The sequence below is a fragment of the Macrococcus brunensis genome, from assembly GCF_022343725.1.
Taxonomy (GTDB): Bacteria; Bacillota; Bacilli; order Staphylococcales; family Staphylococcaceae; genus Macrococcus; species Macrococcus brunensis.
Window position 1 is genome coordinate 1771242 of record NZ_CP092179.1, and the last position, 15472, is coordinate 1786713.

Annotated in this window: 18 protein-coding genes and 1 pseudogene; 11 read left to right on the forward strand and 8 right to left on the reverse strand. The window is 42.4% G+C overall.

All coding sequences use genetic code 11. From position 1 onward, the window contains the following. Positions 1 to 18: 18 nt before the first annotated feature. Together MGG13_RS09315 and pglS are read right to left on the reverse strand one after the other, a co-directional pair. The gene (locus MGG13_RS09315; protein ID WP_239034692.1) at positions 19 to 789 is read right to left on the reverse strand and encodes a carbon-nitrogen family hydrolase; all 771 of its coding nucleotides are present in this window, start codon (positions 787 to 789) and stop codon (positions 19 to 21) included. Further along, positions 786 to 1808 carry a 6-phosphogluconolactonase gene (gene pglS, locus MGG13_RS09320; RefSeq protein WP_239034693.1) on the reverse strand — a complete coding sequence of 341 codons (1023 nt, stop codon included), beginning with the start codon at positions 1806 to 1808 and terminating at the stop codon, positions 786 to 788. The genes MGG13_RS09315 and pglS overlap by 4 nt, the downstream gene beginning before the upstream one ends. A 194-nt stretch (positions 1809 to 2002) precedes the next feature. Here pglS and MGG13_RS09325 point away from each other — a divergent pair, with 194 nt between their 5' ends. The 9 genes from MGG13_RS09325 to MGG13_RS09360 all read left to right on the forward strand — a co-directional run bounded on the left by MGG13_RS09325 (position 2003) and on the right by MGG13_RS09360 (position 9960). After that, complete coding sequence (locus tag MGG13_RS09325) at positions 2003 to 3511, forward strand: aminotransferase class I/II-fold pyridoxal phosphate-dependent enzyme (protein WP_239034694.1); 1509 nt, start codon at positions 2003 to 2005, stop codon at positions 3509 to 3511. 2 nt (positions 3512 to 3513) lie between these two features. Then, entirely contained in the window at positions 3514 to 3939 is a 426-nt protein-coding gene (speD, locus tag MGG13_RS09330; RefSeq protein ID WP_133431514.1) for an adenosylmethionine decarboxylase, read from the forward strand. A gap of 12 nt (positions 3940 to 3951) precedes the next feature. Further along, positions 3952 to 4812: a polyamine aminopropyltransferase gene (gene speE, locus MGG13_RS09335; RefSeq protein ID WP_133431513.1), complete on the forward strand. Its 861-nt coding sequence runs from the start codon at positions 3952 to 3954 to the stop codon at positions 4810 to 4812. Beyond that, positions 4796 to 5647 (forward strand): agmatinase, encoded by an 852-nt coding sequence (speB, locus tag MGG13_RS09340; protein ID WP_239034695.1) that lies wholly within the window; start codon positions 4796 to 4798, stop codon positions 5645 to 5647. Before speE ends, speB begins: the two co-directional genes overlap by 17 nt. A 200-nt stretch (positions 5648 to 5847) precedes the next feature. Beyond that, a complete protein-coding gene (locus MGG13_RS11350) occupies positions 5848 to 6366 on the forward strand; it encodes an MFS transporter (RefSeq protein ID WP_275416073.1) in 519 nt (172 codons plus the stop codon). A gap of 2 nt (positions 6367 to 6368) precedes the next feature. Further along, the gene (locus MGG13_RS11355; protein ID WP_275416074.1) at positions 6369 to 7085 is read left to right on the forward strand and encodes an MFS transporter; all 717 of its coding nucleotides are present in this window, start codon (positions 6369 to 6371) and stop codon (positions 7083 to 7085) included. A 15-nt stretch (positions 7086 to 7100) separates the two neighbouring features. Beyond that, complete coding sequence (locus MGG13_RS09350) at positions 7101 to 8105, forward strand: NAD(P)H-dependent flavin oxidoreductase (protein ID WP_239034696.1); 1005 nt, start codon at positions 7101 to 7103, stop codon at positions 8103 to 8105. Between the two features lie 107 nt (positions 8106 to 8212). Next, a complete protein-coding gene (locus tag MGG13_RS09355) occupies positions 8213 to 8620 on the forward strand; it encodes a YolD-like family protein (protein ID WP_239034697.1) in 408 nt (135 codons plus the stop codon). A gap of 218 nt (positions 8621 to 8838) precedes the next feature. Then, a complete protein-coding gene (locus MGG13_RS09360) occupies positions 8839 to 9960 on the forward strand; it encodes a hypothetical protein (RefSeq protein WP_239034698.1) in 1122 nt (373 codons plus the stop codon). Positions 9961 to 9984: 24 nt separating this feature from the next. Here MGG13_RS09360 and MGG13_RS09365 read toward each other — a convergent pair whose 3' ends face one another. Further along, positions 9985 to 10146: a hypothetical protein gene (locus MGG13_RS09365; RefSeq protein ID WP_165983738.1), complete on the reverse strand. Its 162-nt coding sequence runs from the start codon at positions 10144 to 10146 to the stop codon at positions 9985 to 9987. Positions 10147 to 10265: 119 nt separating this feature from the next. On the opposite strand from MGG13_RS09365, the gene MGG13_RS09370 reads away from it, so the two are divergent. Beyond that, on the forward strand, positions 10266 to 10628 hold the full coding sequence (locus MGG13_RS09370) for a hypothetical protein (protein WP_239034699.1): 363 nt from the start codon (positions 10266 to 10268) through the stop codon (positions 10626 to 10628). A 181-nt stretch (positions 10629 to 10809) separates the two neighbouring features. Then, the gene (locus tag MGG13_RS09375) at positions 10810 to 12327 is read left to right on the forward strand and encodes a M4 family metallopeptidase (protein ID WP_133431508.1); all 1518 of its coding nucleotides are present in this window, start codon (positions 10810 to 10812) and stop codon (positions 12325 to 12327) included. A gap of 45 nt (positions 12328 to 12372) precedes the next feature. On the opposite strand, the gene MGG13_RS09380 is transcribed toward MGG13_RS09375, so the two are convergent. From MGG13_RS09380 to MGG13_RS11400, 5 genes and pseudogenes are all read right to left on the reverse strand, one after another. After that, positions 12373 to 13176, reverse strand: coding sequence for a hypothetical protein (locus tag MGG13_RS09380; RefSeq protein WP_133431507.1), 804 nt, complete (start codon positions 13174 to 13176; stop codon positions 12373 to 12375). Positions 13177 to 13238: 62 nt separating this feature from the next. Then, complete coding sequence (locus MGG13_RS09385; protein ID WP_133431506.1) at positions 13239 to 13610, reverse strand: DUF2178 domain-containing protein; 372 nt, start codon at positions 13608 to 13610, stop codon at positions 13239 to 13241. Between the two features lie 11 nt (positions 13611 to 13621). Continuing rightward, a complete protein-coding gene (locus MGG13_RS09390; protein WP_239034700.1) occupies positions 13622 to 14005 on the reverse strand; it encodes a hypothetical protein in 384 nt (127 codons plus the stop codon). Between the two features lie 10 nt (positions 14006 to 14015). Beyond that, on the reverse strand, positions 14016 to 14219 hold the full coding sequence (locus tag MGG13_RS09395) for a helix-turn-helix transcriptional regulator (RefSeq protein ID WP_133431504.1): 204 nt from the start codon (positions 14217 to 14219) through the stop codon (positions 14016 to 14018). A gap of 85 nt (positions 14220 to 14304) precedes the next feature. Beyond that, a pseudogene (locus tag MGG13_RS11400) lies at positions 14305 to 15464 on the reverse strand (CynX/NimT family MFS transporter). Positions 15465 to 15472: the final 8 nt, after the last annotated feature.

Below are 15472 nucleotides of genomic sequence, written 5' to 3' on the forward strand. Positions count from 1 at the left end.
AGGGGCGGTTTTCTAATTCTAATATAACTCTGATCGGCGTGATTCAAATACCGGTATTGCTTGTCTGATTTCTTTTGAACGTTCTATGTCTATATCTGCGATGATTGTTTCTTCTTTCTGTCCTGCTGCAGCGAGCACCTGTCCAGTCGGCTCTATAATCATCGATTGTCCGCCAAAGACTGTACCATTACATTCGCCTGCTGCATTGCAAGCTGCGATGTAACACTGATTTTCTATCGCCCGTGCTTTAAGCAGTGCAATGAAATGATCCATTCGTTCTTCCGGCCACTCTGCGACGACATAAATGATTTCTGCACCTTCTAGAGCAAGCCGACGCGTCAGCTCAGGAAATCTTAAATCATAGCAGATGATGACACCCATTTTCTCTCCAGCGAGTTCAAACACCTCAAACTGTCCGCCCGCTGTCAAGTAGCGCGGTTCATCCAGCATCGGCACTAAGTGTATTTTATCGTATTGATAGGCCACTTCTCCCTGCTTGTTGACGATGACACTTCTATTAAAATGCTTTTCTTCCTCTGACACCGCAATTGATCCGCCGACAATATGAATTCCTTTTTCCTGCGCCAGACCTTTTAAAAAGTCAATTTCACGTCTGCCTTTTTCATCAGCAAGTTCACCTAATCGTTCTAACTCGTAAGAAGTATTCCACATTTCAGGCAGGACAGCAATATCTATTCCTTCCAGTCCGCGGAGCCAGCTGGCTACTTTCTCCGCAGCTAAGTCTGGTCTGCCAGGCACTACCGCCATCTGATAGAGTGCGATTCTCATGACAGGAATTGTACGCAGACACCTTCAGCTGCCTGCTGATCCTTCTCGAGAAGCGTCAGTCTGCCTGTCTCCGCATCACGTTCAAATAATACAACGTTACCGCTCACTTCATGTGCACAGACTAAGAACTGATCATCATTTGAAATATTGAAGTCACGCGGCCAGTCGCCACCACAGTCGACGATTTCTACAAGTGACAGTGCAGCACCGTCTTCTTCTACTTTAAAGACTGCAATGCTCTGGTGACCTCTGTTTGAAGCATAAACAAATTGGTTGTCATGACTCATGCGGATGGCTGCACCTTGCGTATTCTCTTTAAAATCAGCAGGAATTGCTAAATGCTGCTCCAATAGTTCAAACTCACCATTATCGTATTTGAGTACAAATACTTCATTGCTTAGTTCTGTCATGACGTAAGCGTATCTGCCATTCTGATTGAAGACGAGATGTCTCGGACCTGCGCCTGCCGGAACTTTCAGTGCCTGTTCACGCTTCAGTCCGTCTTCATCAAATGTAAAGGTGATAATCTCATCAGCCCCCAGGTCGACAGCCACTGCTTTACCGTCCGGTGTTTCTTTAATGAAATGCGTGTGTGCTTTATCCTGACGATCTTCGTTAGGTCCAAGCCCCTCCTGCACGACTACATTGATCAGTTTCTGAATTGCACCGCTTTCTGTATCTAACTTGTAAAGACGCGCTTCTGCTGCCCCGTAAACGGCTTCAAACAGATATTGACCGTCCTGACTGACTGAGATGTGGCAGCCAGATTCTGCTGACTCCAGACAGTCGTTAATCAGTTCAAGCTTACCCGCTTCTCCTATTTTATAAGCTGCAACGCCTGCTTTATCATTTTCCTTTTTAATGCCATATAAGAAATCGCCGTGCTGGACGACATAGGTTGACGCAGGTACTTCGTATCCCGTTTCAACTGTGTCGATTTTTTTCTCTTCGGCGTTCAGCACAAAGCGGTAAATCCCTTTACCTTCTTTTTTTGTATATGAGCCAATGTATCCTATCATCTTATTGCCTCCCTTTTTCTTTTATTTTAACAGACTATCTTTCCTTCAAAAAAACATATGCAAATTCAAATTTTTTCTTGCCAACAGTTTAGTAATACATTACAATTTGTTTGGTAAAAATAAATTAGTAGTTATATAAAACCTCAAGTTAAGTCATACTATATTTTACAATTCTGTATCTTGGAGGTGTGAGATTGCTCAAACCCTATAAACTTAAGACTTTAACCCCTATCAATCAGACATTGCACAATCAGACGCCTCTGTTTGATGCACTGAAATTATATGAAGAACAGGATGTCATCAGTTTTGATGTGCCCGGCCATAAACGAGGACTCGATAATGAAACAGATCTGCACTACTATGGCCGCTCTACTTTACGGCACGACGTCAACTCAATGCCGCAGCTGGATAACTACGATAACCCAAAAGGCGTTATTAAAGAAGCACAGGAGCTAATGGCTGACTTTTACCTTGCTGACCAGGCACATTTTCTTGTAAACGGAACGACTGAAGGCATTCAGGCCATGATTTTTTCTGTCTGCAAGCCGGGTGACAAACTGATTCTGCCGCGTAATGTCCATAAATCTGTGCTGAATGCGATGGCACTCGCTGATGTCACGCCGATCTATGTACTGCCTGAATTTGATACAGAGTTCGGCATCGCTCATAACTTAAGTGTAGAAACGGTCAAACACACTATTGAAGAGCATCCTGATGCACGCGCCGTTTTCATCATGAATCCGACTTACTTCGGTGCTGTCAGCGACTTGAAAGCCATCGTCAAGCTTGCTCACGCACATGGCATGCCGGTTCTTGTAGACGAAGCGCACGGTGCACATTTCAGATGCTCACCTGAACTGCCGATCTCCAGTATGGAGGCAGGCGCTGATCTCGCCGCAACTAGTCTGCATAAGACAGGCGGTTCGTTTACACAGTCGAGTGTTCTGCTCGTTAAAGGACACCTTGTGGACCAGCATAAAGTCAAGAGTGTCATCAACATGCTGACATCTACTTCTGCTTCCTATCTGCTGATGTCATCGCTTGATATCGCTCGTAAACATCTCGCTCTTCACGGTGCGGAACGGATTCAGACATTAATGCCGCATATTCGCAAATTTAAAGAAGCCGTCACGGCTATCCCAGGTTTTCATATGCTGGATGGCCATGACTTCAACAGACTTTATAATCAGAACCTGGATGAGACAAAACTGACTATTTATGTCGATTCAACCATCAATCTATCAGGTTTTGAAATCTATAAACTGCTACGTAGTGACTATCATATTCAGATGGAACTCGCTGAACCTAATGTCGTTATGGGAATTGTGACTGCAGCAGATAATGCCCATGTCCTTGAACGCTTAAAAGATGCGCTCATGGCTATCAGTGATAAGCACCATGATGCCAAGCGTGAAGTCTACGCACCGGTACTCAGACAGCTTTCCATTCCGGAGCAGGCGCTGGGACTTCGCGCAGTCCTGTACGGTGAGAAACACCCTGTCTCCATTGAAGAAGCACTTGATGAAATCTGCGCTGAATCTTTAATGATTTATCCACCGGGTATTCCTATACTGATGGCTGGTGAACGCATTTCACAGGAAGTCATTGACTACTGGCAGTTCATCAACAACCAGCCTATCATCAAAATCGGTACTGAAAATTCAAATCAAGTTTATATTATGAATAGAAAAGAGGACAATTAATAATGAAATTAACAACTTTAGGCAGACACGTTTTAATCGAATACTATAACTGTGACAAAGACATCTTAAAAGACCACGATAAAATCGAAGAAATCATGAACGAGGCGGCACGCGTATCAGGTGCAACTATCGTTGAAAGCTGCTTCCATACTTTCAATCCTTACGGTGTATCAGGGGCTGTCATCATCTCTGAATCTCATTTAACAATCCATACATGGCCTGAATATGGTTACGCATCAGTTGACGTATTCACATGTGGTGATACAGTAGACCCATGGAGAGCAGAAGACTTCCTTGAAAAAGCATTAAAAGCTGAGCTCTCTGATTCATATGAAATCGGCCGCGGTATGGCTGACAAAATCCATAAGTATTCTAAAGGTGAAATCGTCGTAGAATCATTCAAACCTGTCGAAGTCGACGTAAAATAAGGAGGATTATCCATGTTAGATCTTTGGTACACAGAAAATCATACAGATAACGTTCGTTTTTCAATCAAAACAAATAAACATATCCACTCTGAGCAGTCTGATTTCCAGCAGATTGACTTCTTTGAGTCTGATGAATTTGGTACATTCTTCACATTAGACGGCTTAATGATGGTGAATGAGAAAGATGAATTCGTCTATCACGATATGATTACACACGTAGCGATGGCAACAAATCCTAATATCAAAAAAGTATTAGTTATCGGTGGCGGTGACGGTGGTACAGTCCGTGAATTAACGCGTTATGCGTCTATCGAACAGATTGATATGGTCGAAATCGATGAACGCGTGGTCCGCTTGTCTCAGGAATACCTGCCGATTACTGCCGGCAAATTAGAAGATCCTCGTGTGACACTGTTATTCGAAGATGGCCTTGCTTATGTCAAGAACAAAGAAGATGGTTATTATGACCTCATCTTAGTTGACTCTACAGATCCAATCGGTCCTGGTGAAGGCTTGTTTTCACATGACTTCTATAACAACTGTTTCCGTGTACTGACAGACGACGGTATTTTAATCAATCAGCACGAATCACCGTACTATCCAAGCTACGCACATGAAATGAAACGTGCTCATTCAAAAATCAAAGGTCTCTTCCCTATCACACGTGTCTATCAGTTCCATATGCCGACTTATCCGTCAGGCCACTGGCTCTTCGGCTTCGCGTCTAAGAAGTTCGATCCATTAAAAGATGCCGACTTAGAAGCATGGAATAAACTTGGACTTAAAACGAAATACTACAATACAGATATCCATACAGGCGCATTCGCCCTTCCGACATTCGTCAAGGAGATGCTGAATGATGCAGCCGAATAAACATGTCTATATGGCCTGTGAGTCGACTTTCGACGAGGCCTCAACCGTTATTTACGGTGCACCTTTTGATGGCACTGTCTCAAATCGTCCAGGGACACGTTTTGCAGCAGATGCGATTCGTTCTGAGTCGTATGGCTTAGAAACCTACAGTCCTTATTTAGATAAAGATCTGGAAGATGTCAACATCATGGATTCGGGAGACGTTGATATCACGATCGGCAACAAAGTGAAAGTACTGGATGAGCTGGAAGCGACAGCACGCGAGATTTTAACAGCGGGTAAGCTGCCTTTTATGATTGGCGGCGAGCATTTAGTAACGCTCGGCCCCTTCCGTGCAGTCCACGAAAAATATCCTGAAGTTGTACTCGTCCAGCTTGATGCCCATACAGATTTACGCGACGACTATATGGGCGAGCCGTTAAGCCATGCGACAGTCGTTCGTCGTATCCATGACATTACAGGCGATGGCCGTATCTTCCAATATGGCATCCGTTCAGGCACTAAAGAAGAATTCGACTGGAGCAACGAACATACGACACTCGAAAAATTCTCTATCGATACTTTGAAAGACCTGCCAGGTATGCTGAAAGATACACCTGTCTATGTCACGATTGACCTTGACTGTCTCGATCCTTCTATCTTCCCGGGTACGGGCACACCAGAACCCGGTGGTCTGACTTACAAGGAACTGGAACCTGCATTCAAAATATTTGAGCAGCTGAATGTTGTTGCGGCTGACATCGTAGAACTGTCTCCACCATACGATGCATCAGGCGTATCAAACGCAGTTGCAGCCAAAGTCGCACGTGAACTTATGCTTGCGATTACAAAATAGATGAAAACCCCCTCGTGCTTCTTATGTACGAGGGGGTTTTCTGTAGGTGGCGTTACGAGCGATATGTCTTGTTTATTGCTCATAACGTAACGGTACATGACTTTTCACACCTTCAAGTGAAAAATGTTAGAAAATTTTAACTATTCTATCTTTAATATAGGTATAATATATCTATTCTATAGAAAAACGAGGATACAACAATGAAATTCTCACAATTTCCCTCCAACGTCAAACTGAGGATTATCTGCGGCTTCTTTGATCATGCAGCCGGTATGAGTGTCATGCCTTTCATGGTTCTCTATATCGCTGATGAACTCGGCAAAGTGACGTCTGGTATTTTACTCAGTGTCAACGTCATTTTCGGTCTGATCTGCGGTCTCTGCGGTGGTTATTTTGCGGACCGCTTCAGTCGAAAAGGACAACTTGTCGCAGGCCAGCTTTTGTTTGCTGTGCTGATTATTTTGATGACTATTTTTATTCATCCGGCCATCAATCAGCCGTGGCTGGTGACACTCTTCTTTATGCTGACAGCGGTCAGCAATGCGATGATTTTCCCTGCACTGGAAGCTTTAATCATTGACTCGACGACTGAAGAAATGCGGAAGTCCGTATACGTGACCACTTACTGGACCAACAACCTGGCGACTGCTATCGGTACAGCTATCGGTGGTCTCTTTTATAAAGATCACCGTATTTTCTATTCATCTGTATCATTATGATCATGCTGATCAATACCGCCATCTTTAAACGCTACCTGGTCGACCCGACTGTCAATAAAGTGCGCAAAGTTGTTGAGACACACTGGGTCAGGGATCTATTCAGCAGTTATCAGGTCGCACTCCGTGATACTCGCTTCGTTGTGTTTACATCAGCTATGATTTTTGTCTTCTCAGCAGAGTTTGCATTGACGAATTATATTGGTGTTCATCTGCACAACGTCTTTAAACCGATTGATCTCTTCGGTGTTCATGTCGACGGTGTGCGTATGATGAGTATCCTGCTCATTGAAAATACATTGCTCGTCGTCTCCATCACGTTCCTGGTTGCGAAACTGACAGAGAAGCGAAATCAGGTGTATGTCCTTCTGCTCGGCACGTTTCTTTATACAGCCGGTTACGGTCTCGCTCACCACTTAACAACCTGGTACTTGCTGGTTATCGTCATTTTCTTTGCGACGGTCGGTGAACTGATGCAGACACCGATTATCTCCGTCTTCCAGGCTAAACTGATGCCAGAGGATAAGCGTGCAAGTTATATCGCTTTTAGTTCGCTTGGTTACAGTGGAGCGGGTCTTGTAGCGAGTTCCGGTCTGATTATAGGCGTTGTCTTAAACAGCATGATGATGTCTATCTATGTTATTATTATGGGACTTATCGGGATGCTTCTTTTCTATCTTGCTGTTCATACCCGTATCTTCAAACAACCGATACCCGAATAAAATGGAGGTCTTGCCATGTTATCGTTTCAATATCCTATTATCCAGGCACCGATGGCAGGTGGCATCATTCCGCCTGAATTTGTCGCAGCAGTCTCAAACGCAGGCTGTCTAGGCTCAATCGCAGCAGGAAATCTCTCGCTTTCTAAACTAGCTGATCAAATCAAGATGGTTCAGTCACTGACTGAACAGCCTTTTCAGGTCAATCTGTTTGCAAATGACTGGCCTGCTGTACAAGATGTGTCAGCAGTCAACGAGGAACTAAATAAAATCAGAAAAACGCTTAATCTTCCAGTCCGCCATCAGTACGACTTTACCCCTGACGCATCCTTAACAGATTATGTTGACCTCTGCATCGAACTAAACGTGCCCATTGTCAGTTTTACGTTTGGCTGTCCGGATTCTTCTTTAGTGGACAAACTGCACAAAGCAGATATAACGGTTATCGGCACTATTTCTACAGTCGATGAAGCATTAATAATGCAGCAGGCAGGTGTCGATGCCGTCGTCGCTCAAGGATACGAAGCAGGCGGACATAAAGGCGGATTCTCTGATGCAGCATCCATCGGACTCATGGCACTCGTTCCACAAGTCGTGGATGCTGTGCGTCTACCCGTCATCGCCGCAGGTGGTATCAGCGACAGCCGTGGTATCCAGGCAGCTCATGCACTCGGTGCTTCATATGTTCAGATAGGTACTCGCTTTCTTAACACAGTGGAAAGCACGGCCCATTCCCTGCATAAAAAGGCGGTTACTGAAGCAATTGAAACCGATGCGCTTTACACTCAGGTCTTTACCGGCAAAACCGCTCGCGGTATTCAGAATCAAATGATGACTCAGCTTGCTCACCTCGATCTCCCGTCGTACGCTTATATGAATATAATGACAAAGGACATCAGAGCAGCTGCTAAAAATCAGCAAGAAATAGATTATATGAGCAACTGGTCCGGTCAAAATATCAGAACCTCTGAAACATTACCTTTAGACCTTGTGTTAACTGAACTGACAGCCTCTTTTCATTGAGAAAAAGAGGCTGTTTTTTCATCTTAAAAATGAAAAATAATAAATATAGTTGCAATATCGAACGTATGTTCGTATAATGAAGCTACATCAGTGAAAGAAGTGATGTTATGGAACATCCAGTCTATGGTGAGCTGGATTATCGTCAAGTTGATCCCAGTCAGCTGAATCCGCACATACCAAAAGGGCGAGGCATGATTAAATGGGCGCCATTTGCGACAATGCCTGAGCAGTTCCAAAGTGTCAGACAGCATATAGAGAATCAGAACAAGATTGCCCGGCCCGAACTATCAGACGACCGTCTTGAGGAGCTGGATATGCAGCTGCGAGAAGCGAAACGGCAGCAGTGTCCTGTTCTGATTCAGTTCTATAGTGAAGGCTATATCAATAACCTCCTAATGACCATCGAGAGGATTGATATGTGGGCTCTTCATATCATCGGAATCAATCAAGCTAATCAGCAGATGTGCTTCATTTCATTTATGGATGTCATCAATATCACCCTTGAAACTATCTGAGCTCTTCAGATAGTTTTTTGTAAATTTAATTAAGCTTCTTTTTTACATCAATACATTAATTTATATCCATCTGTAAATAAATAGATATTAGCCATTTAATAAAGCTCCTATTTCTACTTATTGATAACAGTAATGTAGAGATTCTATAGAACTTGTAATCCAGTAGATTTGATGTCAGTGACCTGTCACAATGAAAGAAAAAGCGAAGGAGATAACGGATGTTTCACTTCAGCATTCTACTCATGACTACTCTGACCATCACTAGCACTTCTGACCATCTTATTAAACTCGTCGATAATCATAACCAGCCTTTACCCCACTACTCAGTCACGATGATGATCGATGACCAACCGGTTCCTGCAAAGACATTGTCTGATGGACAGTTGCTGCTGGAAACGAATGAAGTAATCATCAACGGGGAGACTTTCACTTTGGATAAAGAACAGGAAACGATTGTTGTATCTGACATCCCTGACGAGCCACTCTCAATTGCTGAACAGCAATCTGAAACCTTTATTCAAGTTATCGACCAGCATAATGAGCCGTTGTCGTCTTATTTACTTCTGTTAGATGGTGAAGAAGTGCTGACAGATGAAGAAGGACACCTGACCCTTGAACTTACGCCTGGTAGCCATGAACTCTCTCACGGTGAAGAGCATATGATGGTGACAGCTGGCGAAGAACGCTATTTCACTATTCAAGCGGAATCAGACCAGCCTGCCGCCTCGTCATCAGTTAGTTCCTCTGAAGAGGTCTCCACACAGCAACGGGCCCCGGAAAGAATAGCTGCAGCGGGTCTTGTCATCCAGAAACCTACCCATAAACCTATTCATAAACCCATACGGAAAACCATACAGACTCCGCAATCACCTGTTCTTCATCCTCAGCCAAAACCTCAACAGCACAAGACGTTAAAACAGCACACTAAGAAAACAGCAGCCAAGAAAACTAAAACTCAGAAGAAGCATATAACGATTTCCCAAAAACCTGTTAAAAGCCACGTAAAAAAAGAAAAGATAATCAAAGAAGCCCGACCAAAACAAAATCATCCTAAAACAGCCGGCGTACCCTATGAAGTCACACAAAAAGCCATCAAAAAAACGCCTATCCGGAAGATAAGCGTCAAACCCCAGCTACCTGTGACAGAACCTCAAGTCGATCCTCGTCCACGAGTGAGCACAGAGGAAACAGTGCCTAAAAAACCCATTCGAGCTAAAAAGAAAAAAACAGCCCAGCTACCTCAGACAGGAGAACACGATATTACAAGGCTGCTCAGCTCTATTTTTGCTGTTAGCGGTGCCAGCCTCCTCATCTTCTCACAGCGTTCATTCAGAACATAAAAAAACTTGCCCGGAGGCAAGTTTTTATGGGTTTTGTGCTTCAATTTGAGCGACGATATCTTTAGTACGACGTTCGATATCTTCAAAATCTGCTTTAAAACGAGTGAATAAGAATGCAGCTCCACCTGTTACAACGATCGCTAATAAGAATACGATAAAGAATAAAGCTTTAAAAAATCCCTTCATTTGTTTCACCTCTATCTTTATAATAATTTTATTTTACCATATTAAATTCCCCTTATGAAATATTTAAAACACCATATGCTATAATATTGTAAAGTCTTTATAAAGAAGGAATGACTCATTTGTCACATGTACAACTACTTGCTGCATGGCAGCAACAGAACCTTGAAGAAATCAAAACACTTATCGAACCTGAGATAGTAGCAGAATTTGTCTATCCAGATGGACGTGTGACATATGGAGATTATAACAAAATGATTCAGGTCTTTGAGGAACGTTTTGCAACGGCTCAGGAGTGGAACTTTGAAATTATTTACAAAGCAGAGCGAGAAGAAGATGCCATTGTCATCATGAAAATCACAAGAGAAGATGATCATTTTAATCGTCTGGAAAAACCATCATTATGTTTATTTACATTCCATGCAATAGGTCATACGCACAAACTCAAGCGAGCTCATTTTGAAATGGGTCTCACAGATAATTAAATACACGAAAGAAAGCGTACTTGTCATGATGATAAGGACGCTTTTTCTTATATCCCCTTTTATTTTATCTATATATGCATATATAAAATGTTTTTATAAATAATTATGTTGTTTTTTTATAATTTTCTGATTATAATCAATTTAAGCTTTAAAAATACTTACTGAATAAGGGGATAGTAAAATGAAAAAAATCATTGCACCTGCTTTGCTTTCATCGGTTATGCTTGCTTCTTTAGTTCCTACCCATGTGACAGAAGCTAAAACCGACGCTTCGAAATCACTTAGTAAAATGGAAAAAGTTCACAACAAGCAAGATGCTAAACACGCACTGAAAAATCTTCCTGGCTCTAAAGCAGTGAAAAAGAACTATAAACAATATGAAGTAGTCGCTACTGAAACAGATAGCGAGGGGTTTACTCATTACACATTGAAACCAAAAGTAAATGGTAAGGCCGCTCTTCATTCAGAAGTAAAAGTTCATGTTAATAAAGAAGGACAGATTGTCTTTGTCAATGGTGATCTTGATCAGAAAACACTTGCACCGACTAATACTCAGAAACTTTCAAGCGCGGATGCCGTGGATAAAGCTTTTGAAACAGCTGGCGTTAAACAATCAGAAGTTAAGAATATGATGGGTCGAAAAGTGGTTAAGAAAGCAGATCTTGTCATCAATGCGGAAAAAAATAAATATGTTTATAACGTGCAACTCATTTATGTCACGCCGAAGCCGGCAAACTGGAACATCCAGATTGATGCAGAGACGGGAGAAGTGGTTAAAAAGCAGAATCTTCTTGAAGAAGTGGCAACAACAGGCTACGGCTACGGGAATAAAGGAGATTATAAATCACTTAATATCACTGCAGATAGCGGTCAGTACTATTTAGTCGACCAGACTCATACTGGAAATATTGAAACTTATGATGCACATAACACAAAATCCAACTATAACCTGATTTCTGATTATGACAATGCATTCACGAGTACGTCACAGCGTGCGGGTGTAGATGCACATTATTATGCAGATCAAGTTTATGATTATTATAAAAACACACATAATCGTGATTCCTATGATGGCAAAGGAGCACCTCTTTACTCAGTGGTACATTACGGTTACAACCATAATAATGCTTATTGGAATGGTGAAGCAATGTTCTACGGTGATGGTGACGGGCGTACATTCTCACCATTATCAGGTGCCAATGATATCGTCGCACATGAATTAACACATGCTGTCACTGATTATACAGCTGGTCTTGTTTATGAGTATGAATCTGGTGCTCTAAATGAATCTTTCTCCGATGTCTTTGGTTATTTTGTTGACCCTGATTTCCTGATGGGAGAAGATGCTTATACACCTGGCATTGCCGGTGACGCACTGCGCAGTATGTCGAATCCGGAACAATATGATCAGCCAGCCCATATGAGCCAGTATCAGTACCTGCCAAATACAGAAGATGGTGACTACGGCGGTGTTCATATCAACAGTGGTATCCCGAATAAAGCCTTTTACAATACAGTGACAGTCATCGGAAAAGCTAAAGCAGAGAAAATCTACTATCGTGCATTAAGTTACTACCTAACACCAAATGCTTCGTTCTCAGACGCACGAGCAGCATTAATCCGCTCAGCACAGGATCTCTACGGTTCAACTGATGCGAATACAGTAGCAAATGCATGGTCTAAAGTCGGCGTTTATTAATAACAAAAAGAAAGGCGAGAGACTTCTGTCTCTCACCTTTCTTTTTTATGCAACGACTTTATCATCAATCCCTAAGTTCACTAATTCATCCAGTTTGGACGGATCACAGAAGAACATGACTTTGCAGTCATGCCAGTCTTCCACTACTTTGCCTATGCGTGCAATGTGCCAGGGATTGAAGAAAGTCTGTCCTGATTTATTAAAGCAGTATTCATCATCAATGACATAGCAGGCATGGACGACTACACCGTCATGTTCAAATACCAGCACACTGTCTTTTGTCGCCCGATCGAACCGCTTGAAATGATTGCGTTCCAGCATATCCAGGAATGACTGACTATGCACCCATTCGTCCAGCAAGGACGGCTCATCTGCCACACCATAGAGTGCAGCTGCAAAGCAGTTTCCGCCATGTTCCTCCGGAAACACATGGTGCAGCTGCTGAAAACGTTCTGGCAGACCCCTGGTATCAATCTCTTCAATCTTCTCATCATAAAGGTGAATCAGTTTCTGCTGCGTTGTTGACGTAAGACTACGCCAGAACTTCTGAGTAATCAATAAATTGCCAAGTACAAGCCTGGAACCCGTTCGACGCTGCTCCTGGAATATGAGCTGCTGCAGATCATCTGAAAGAGATTCGTACCACCCAGGACGCGCAACAATCACGTAATCATAGTCTTGAATCCGCCATGTTCTATGGCAGTTACTCACATGAAAGTTTTTATACAGAATATGTCCTTTGAACTCATCTTTTGGACATACCACGGTCGTTTTTAAGTGTTCAGCTAAAAGTTTGTACGTTGAACTGTCGACGAAGAAAAGGTCCTTCTCCTGTTCAAACGTTCTCATTTTATCACTCCTCGGTACTCACCTTAGGGGAAATATATGCATAAGTCAAGTGAAGACGGCTATTACACTTTCTTTGCATAATAAAAGCTGGAGATGCCTTGGGACAGAACAACGAGTGCCATATAAAGGATAAATGTATCTTCGCCCGGCAGATGCAGCCAGTCAAAATAGTAAAGAGAATAGAACATCATTCCTATAAGAATCGTCATCATAAAAGTTAACTTATAGCTCTTAAAGTTAATCAGCTGCTCACGTTCATCGAAATGTTCACCCTCAAAAATAAAGGAACGTAGAATCAGTACAATTCCAAGCACAAATGTCATGACCCAGATACTCATATTCTGCATTCCAACTACTATACCGATAAAGGCACCTAATAATGCAAGCATTATTCCCATACCGAACAATACCTTTTGATTAAACGCACGCTTCATCAAAATCCCTCCTACATAATTTTTGAATAAATCAGTCGGCTAATACTTGAGCTGATAGTTAAGATTGATAAACAGATAATCAACATCTGTTCAGCAGAAAATAACTGGTTGATGAAACCCCCTCTAATAACCTGAGATATGAAGAGGATAATAGCAAAAATGAGCAGTGATAGCATGGCGATAAAGTTACTTCTATATTTAATCAGCTTGTCTCTTTCATCTTCTTTATCTGGTATATCTATTACACTGAAAACAATAAACATTACAGCTAAACTTAAAGACATCAACCAATGTTCAAACTGCTTATAACCGTATACTTCAAAACTCTGCCAGCATGATATTAATGAAAATAAACCTATAGCTAAAAATACCCATTGCTTTCCCTTTAACTTCATAGCTTCCCTCCTAGTAATCTGATTCTTCTAAAATAAAAATCTCGGTAACATCGACGTCGAACAATTCAGCAATAATCAGTCCAAGCGGCAGTGAAGGATTGTACTTTCCTTTTTCAATCGAAATAATTGTCTGTCTCGACACATTCAGCTTTTCAGCCAGTCGCTGCTGCGACATCCCTTTTGCCTGTCTGTATTCGGCCAACTTATTTTCCATAGCTTCACCTCGTTATCATTATAATAAATGTAAAGTTAGCTTTACGTCAAGTAAACTTTACATTTCATACAAAAAAACAACCATCCTAAGATAGCTGTTCATCTTCTACCACTCTGTTACTACCTGCATAGATACCTGTTATCATAAAGATAACCACCATCACAAACAGCAGGATAATACCGGAAGTCCAGCTGTCTGTTATATCATGCAGATAGCCCATCATAAACGGTCCGATAGACGCAATCAGATAGCCTACCGACTGGCCGAATCCCGACAAGGCGATGCTGCCTTCTTTCGTACGTGCACGTAGTGAGCAGAAAAGCATACAGATACTGAAGGCAGAGCCGCTGCCAAGTCCCGCAAAAATCATGGCCAATAAAGCATAGTCTGTAAATAACAGGCTGTATCCTATCAGAAAGAATGATGAAACAATCACAACAAGTATACGCTGAGCTTTCATCTTGCCTGCAATAACCGGGAAGATAAAGGTCATCGGCACCTGAGCGAACTGGTTGAGCATCAGATAAAAACCTGCTGTCTTAGGATCAATACCTCTATCCACCATTAATGCCGGAAACCAGGCCGCTGTCGTGGAGAACAACACGGACTGGAATCCCATCATGATTGCGACCATCCAGGCGAGCTTCAAACGACTCATCTTATAACATACAACGATTCCCTTGTCTCAATTTTTTCTGTCAGCTGTGGCAGCCAGATAATAGCGGCGATAACAGCGAATATCACCCAGAAGCCTAGTGAGAGTTTAATGCCTAAGTCGCTCATCTCATACAACGGATAACTTGCCCCTGCTCCGAAACCAGCTATTAAATTCATCGTTGTACTATAAATACCTGTCGCGAGTCCAATCTGAAGAGGAAACGCCCATTTCACATAACTGGGCAGTGTCACATTACTGATAGCAATCGCGATACCCATTAGAATCGTACCTAGCATAAAGATACCAATCCCACCAGACACACGTATAATCAAACCGACCACAAGCAACAGAATGGCATAGAAAATGGTCTGTGACATCCCAAGACGATTCACCACTTTAGAAACGAACGGAGAAACAAGACCGAAAATAATCAGAGGAATTGTTGTGAGAAAACCAGCCAGCGTATCATTGATGGCAAGAGTCTCTTTGATTTCATTAATCATCGGACCAACTGCGGTCAGCGGCGATCTAAGCGTCGCAGCTACAAATATGATCCCGATAAGCAGCAGCCATCTATTTTTAATCATCACTTCAC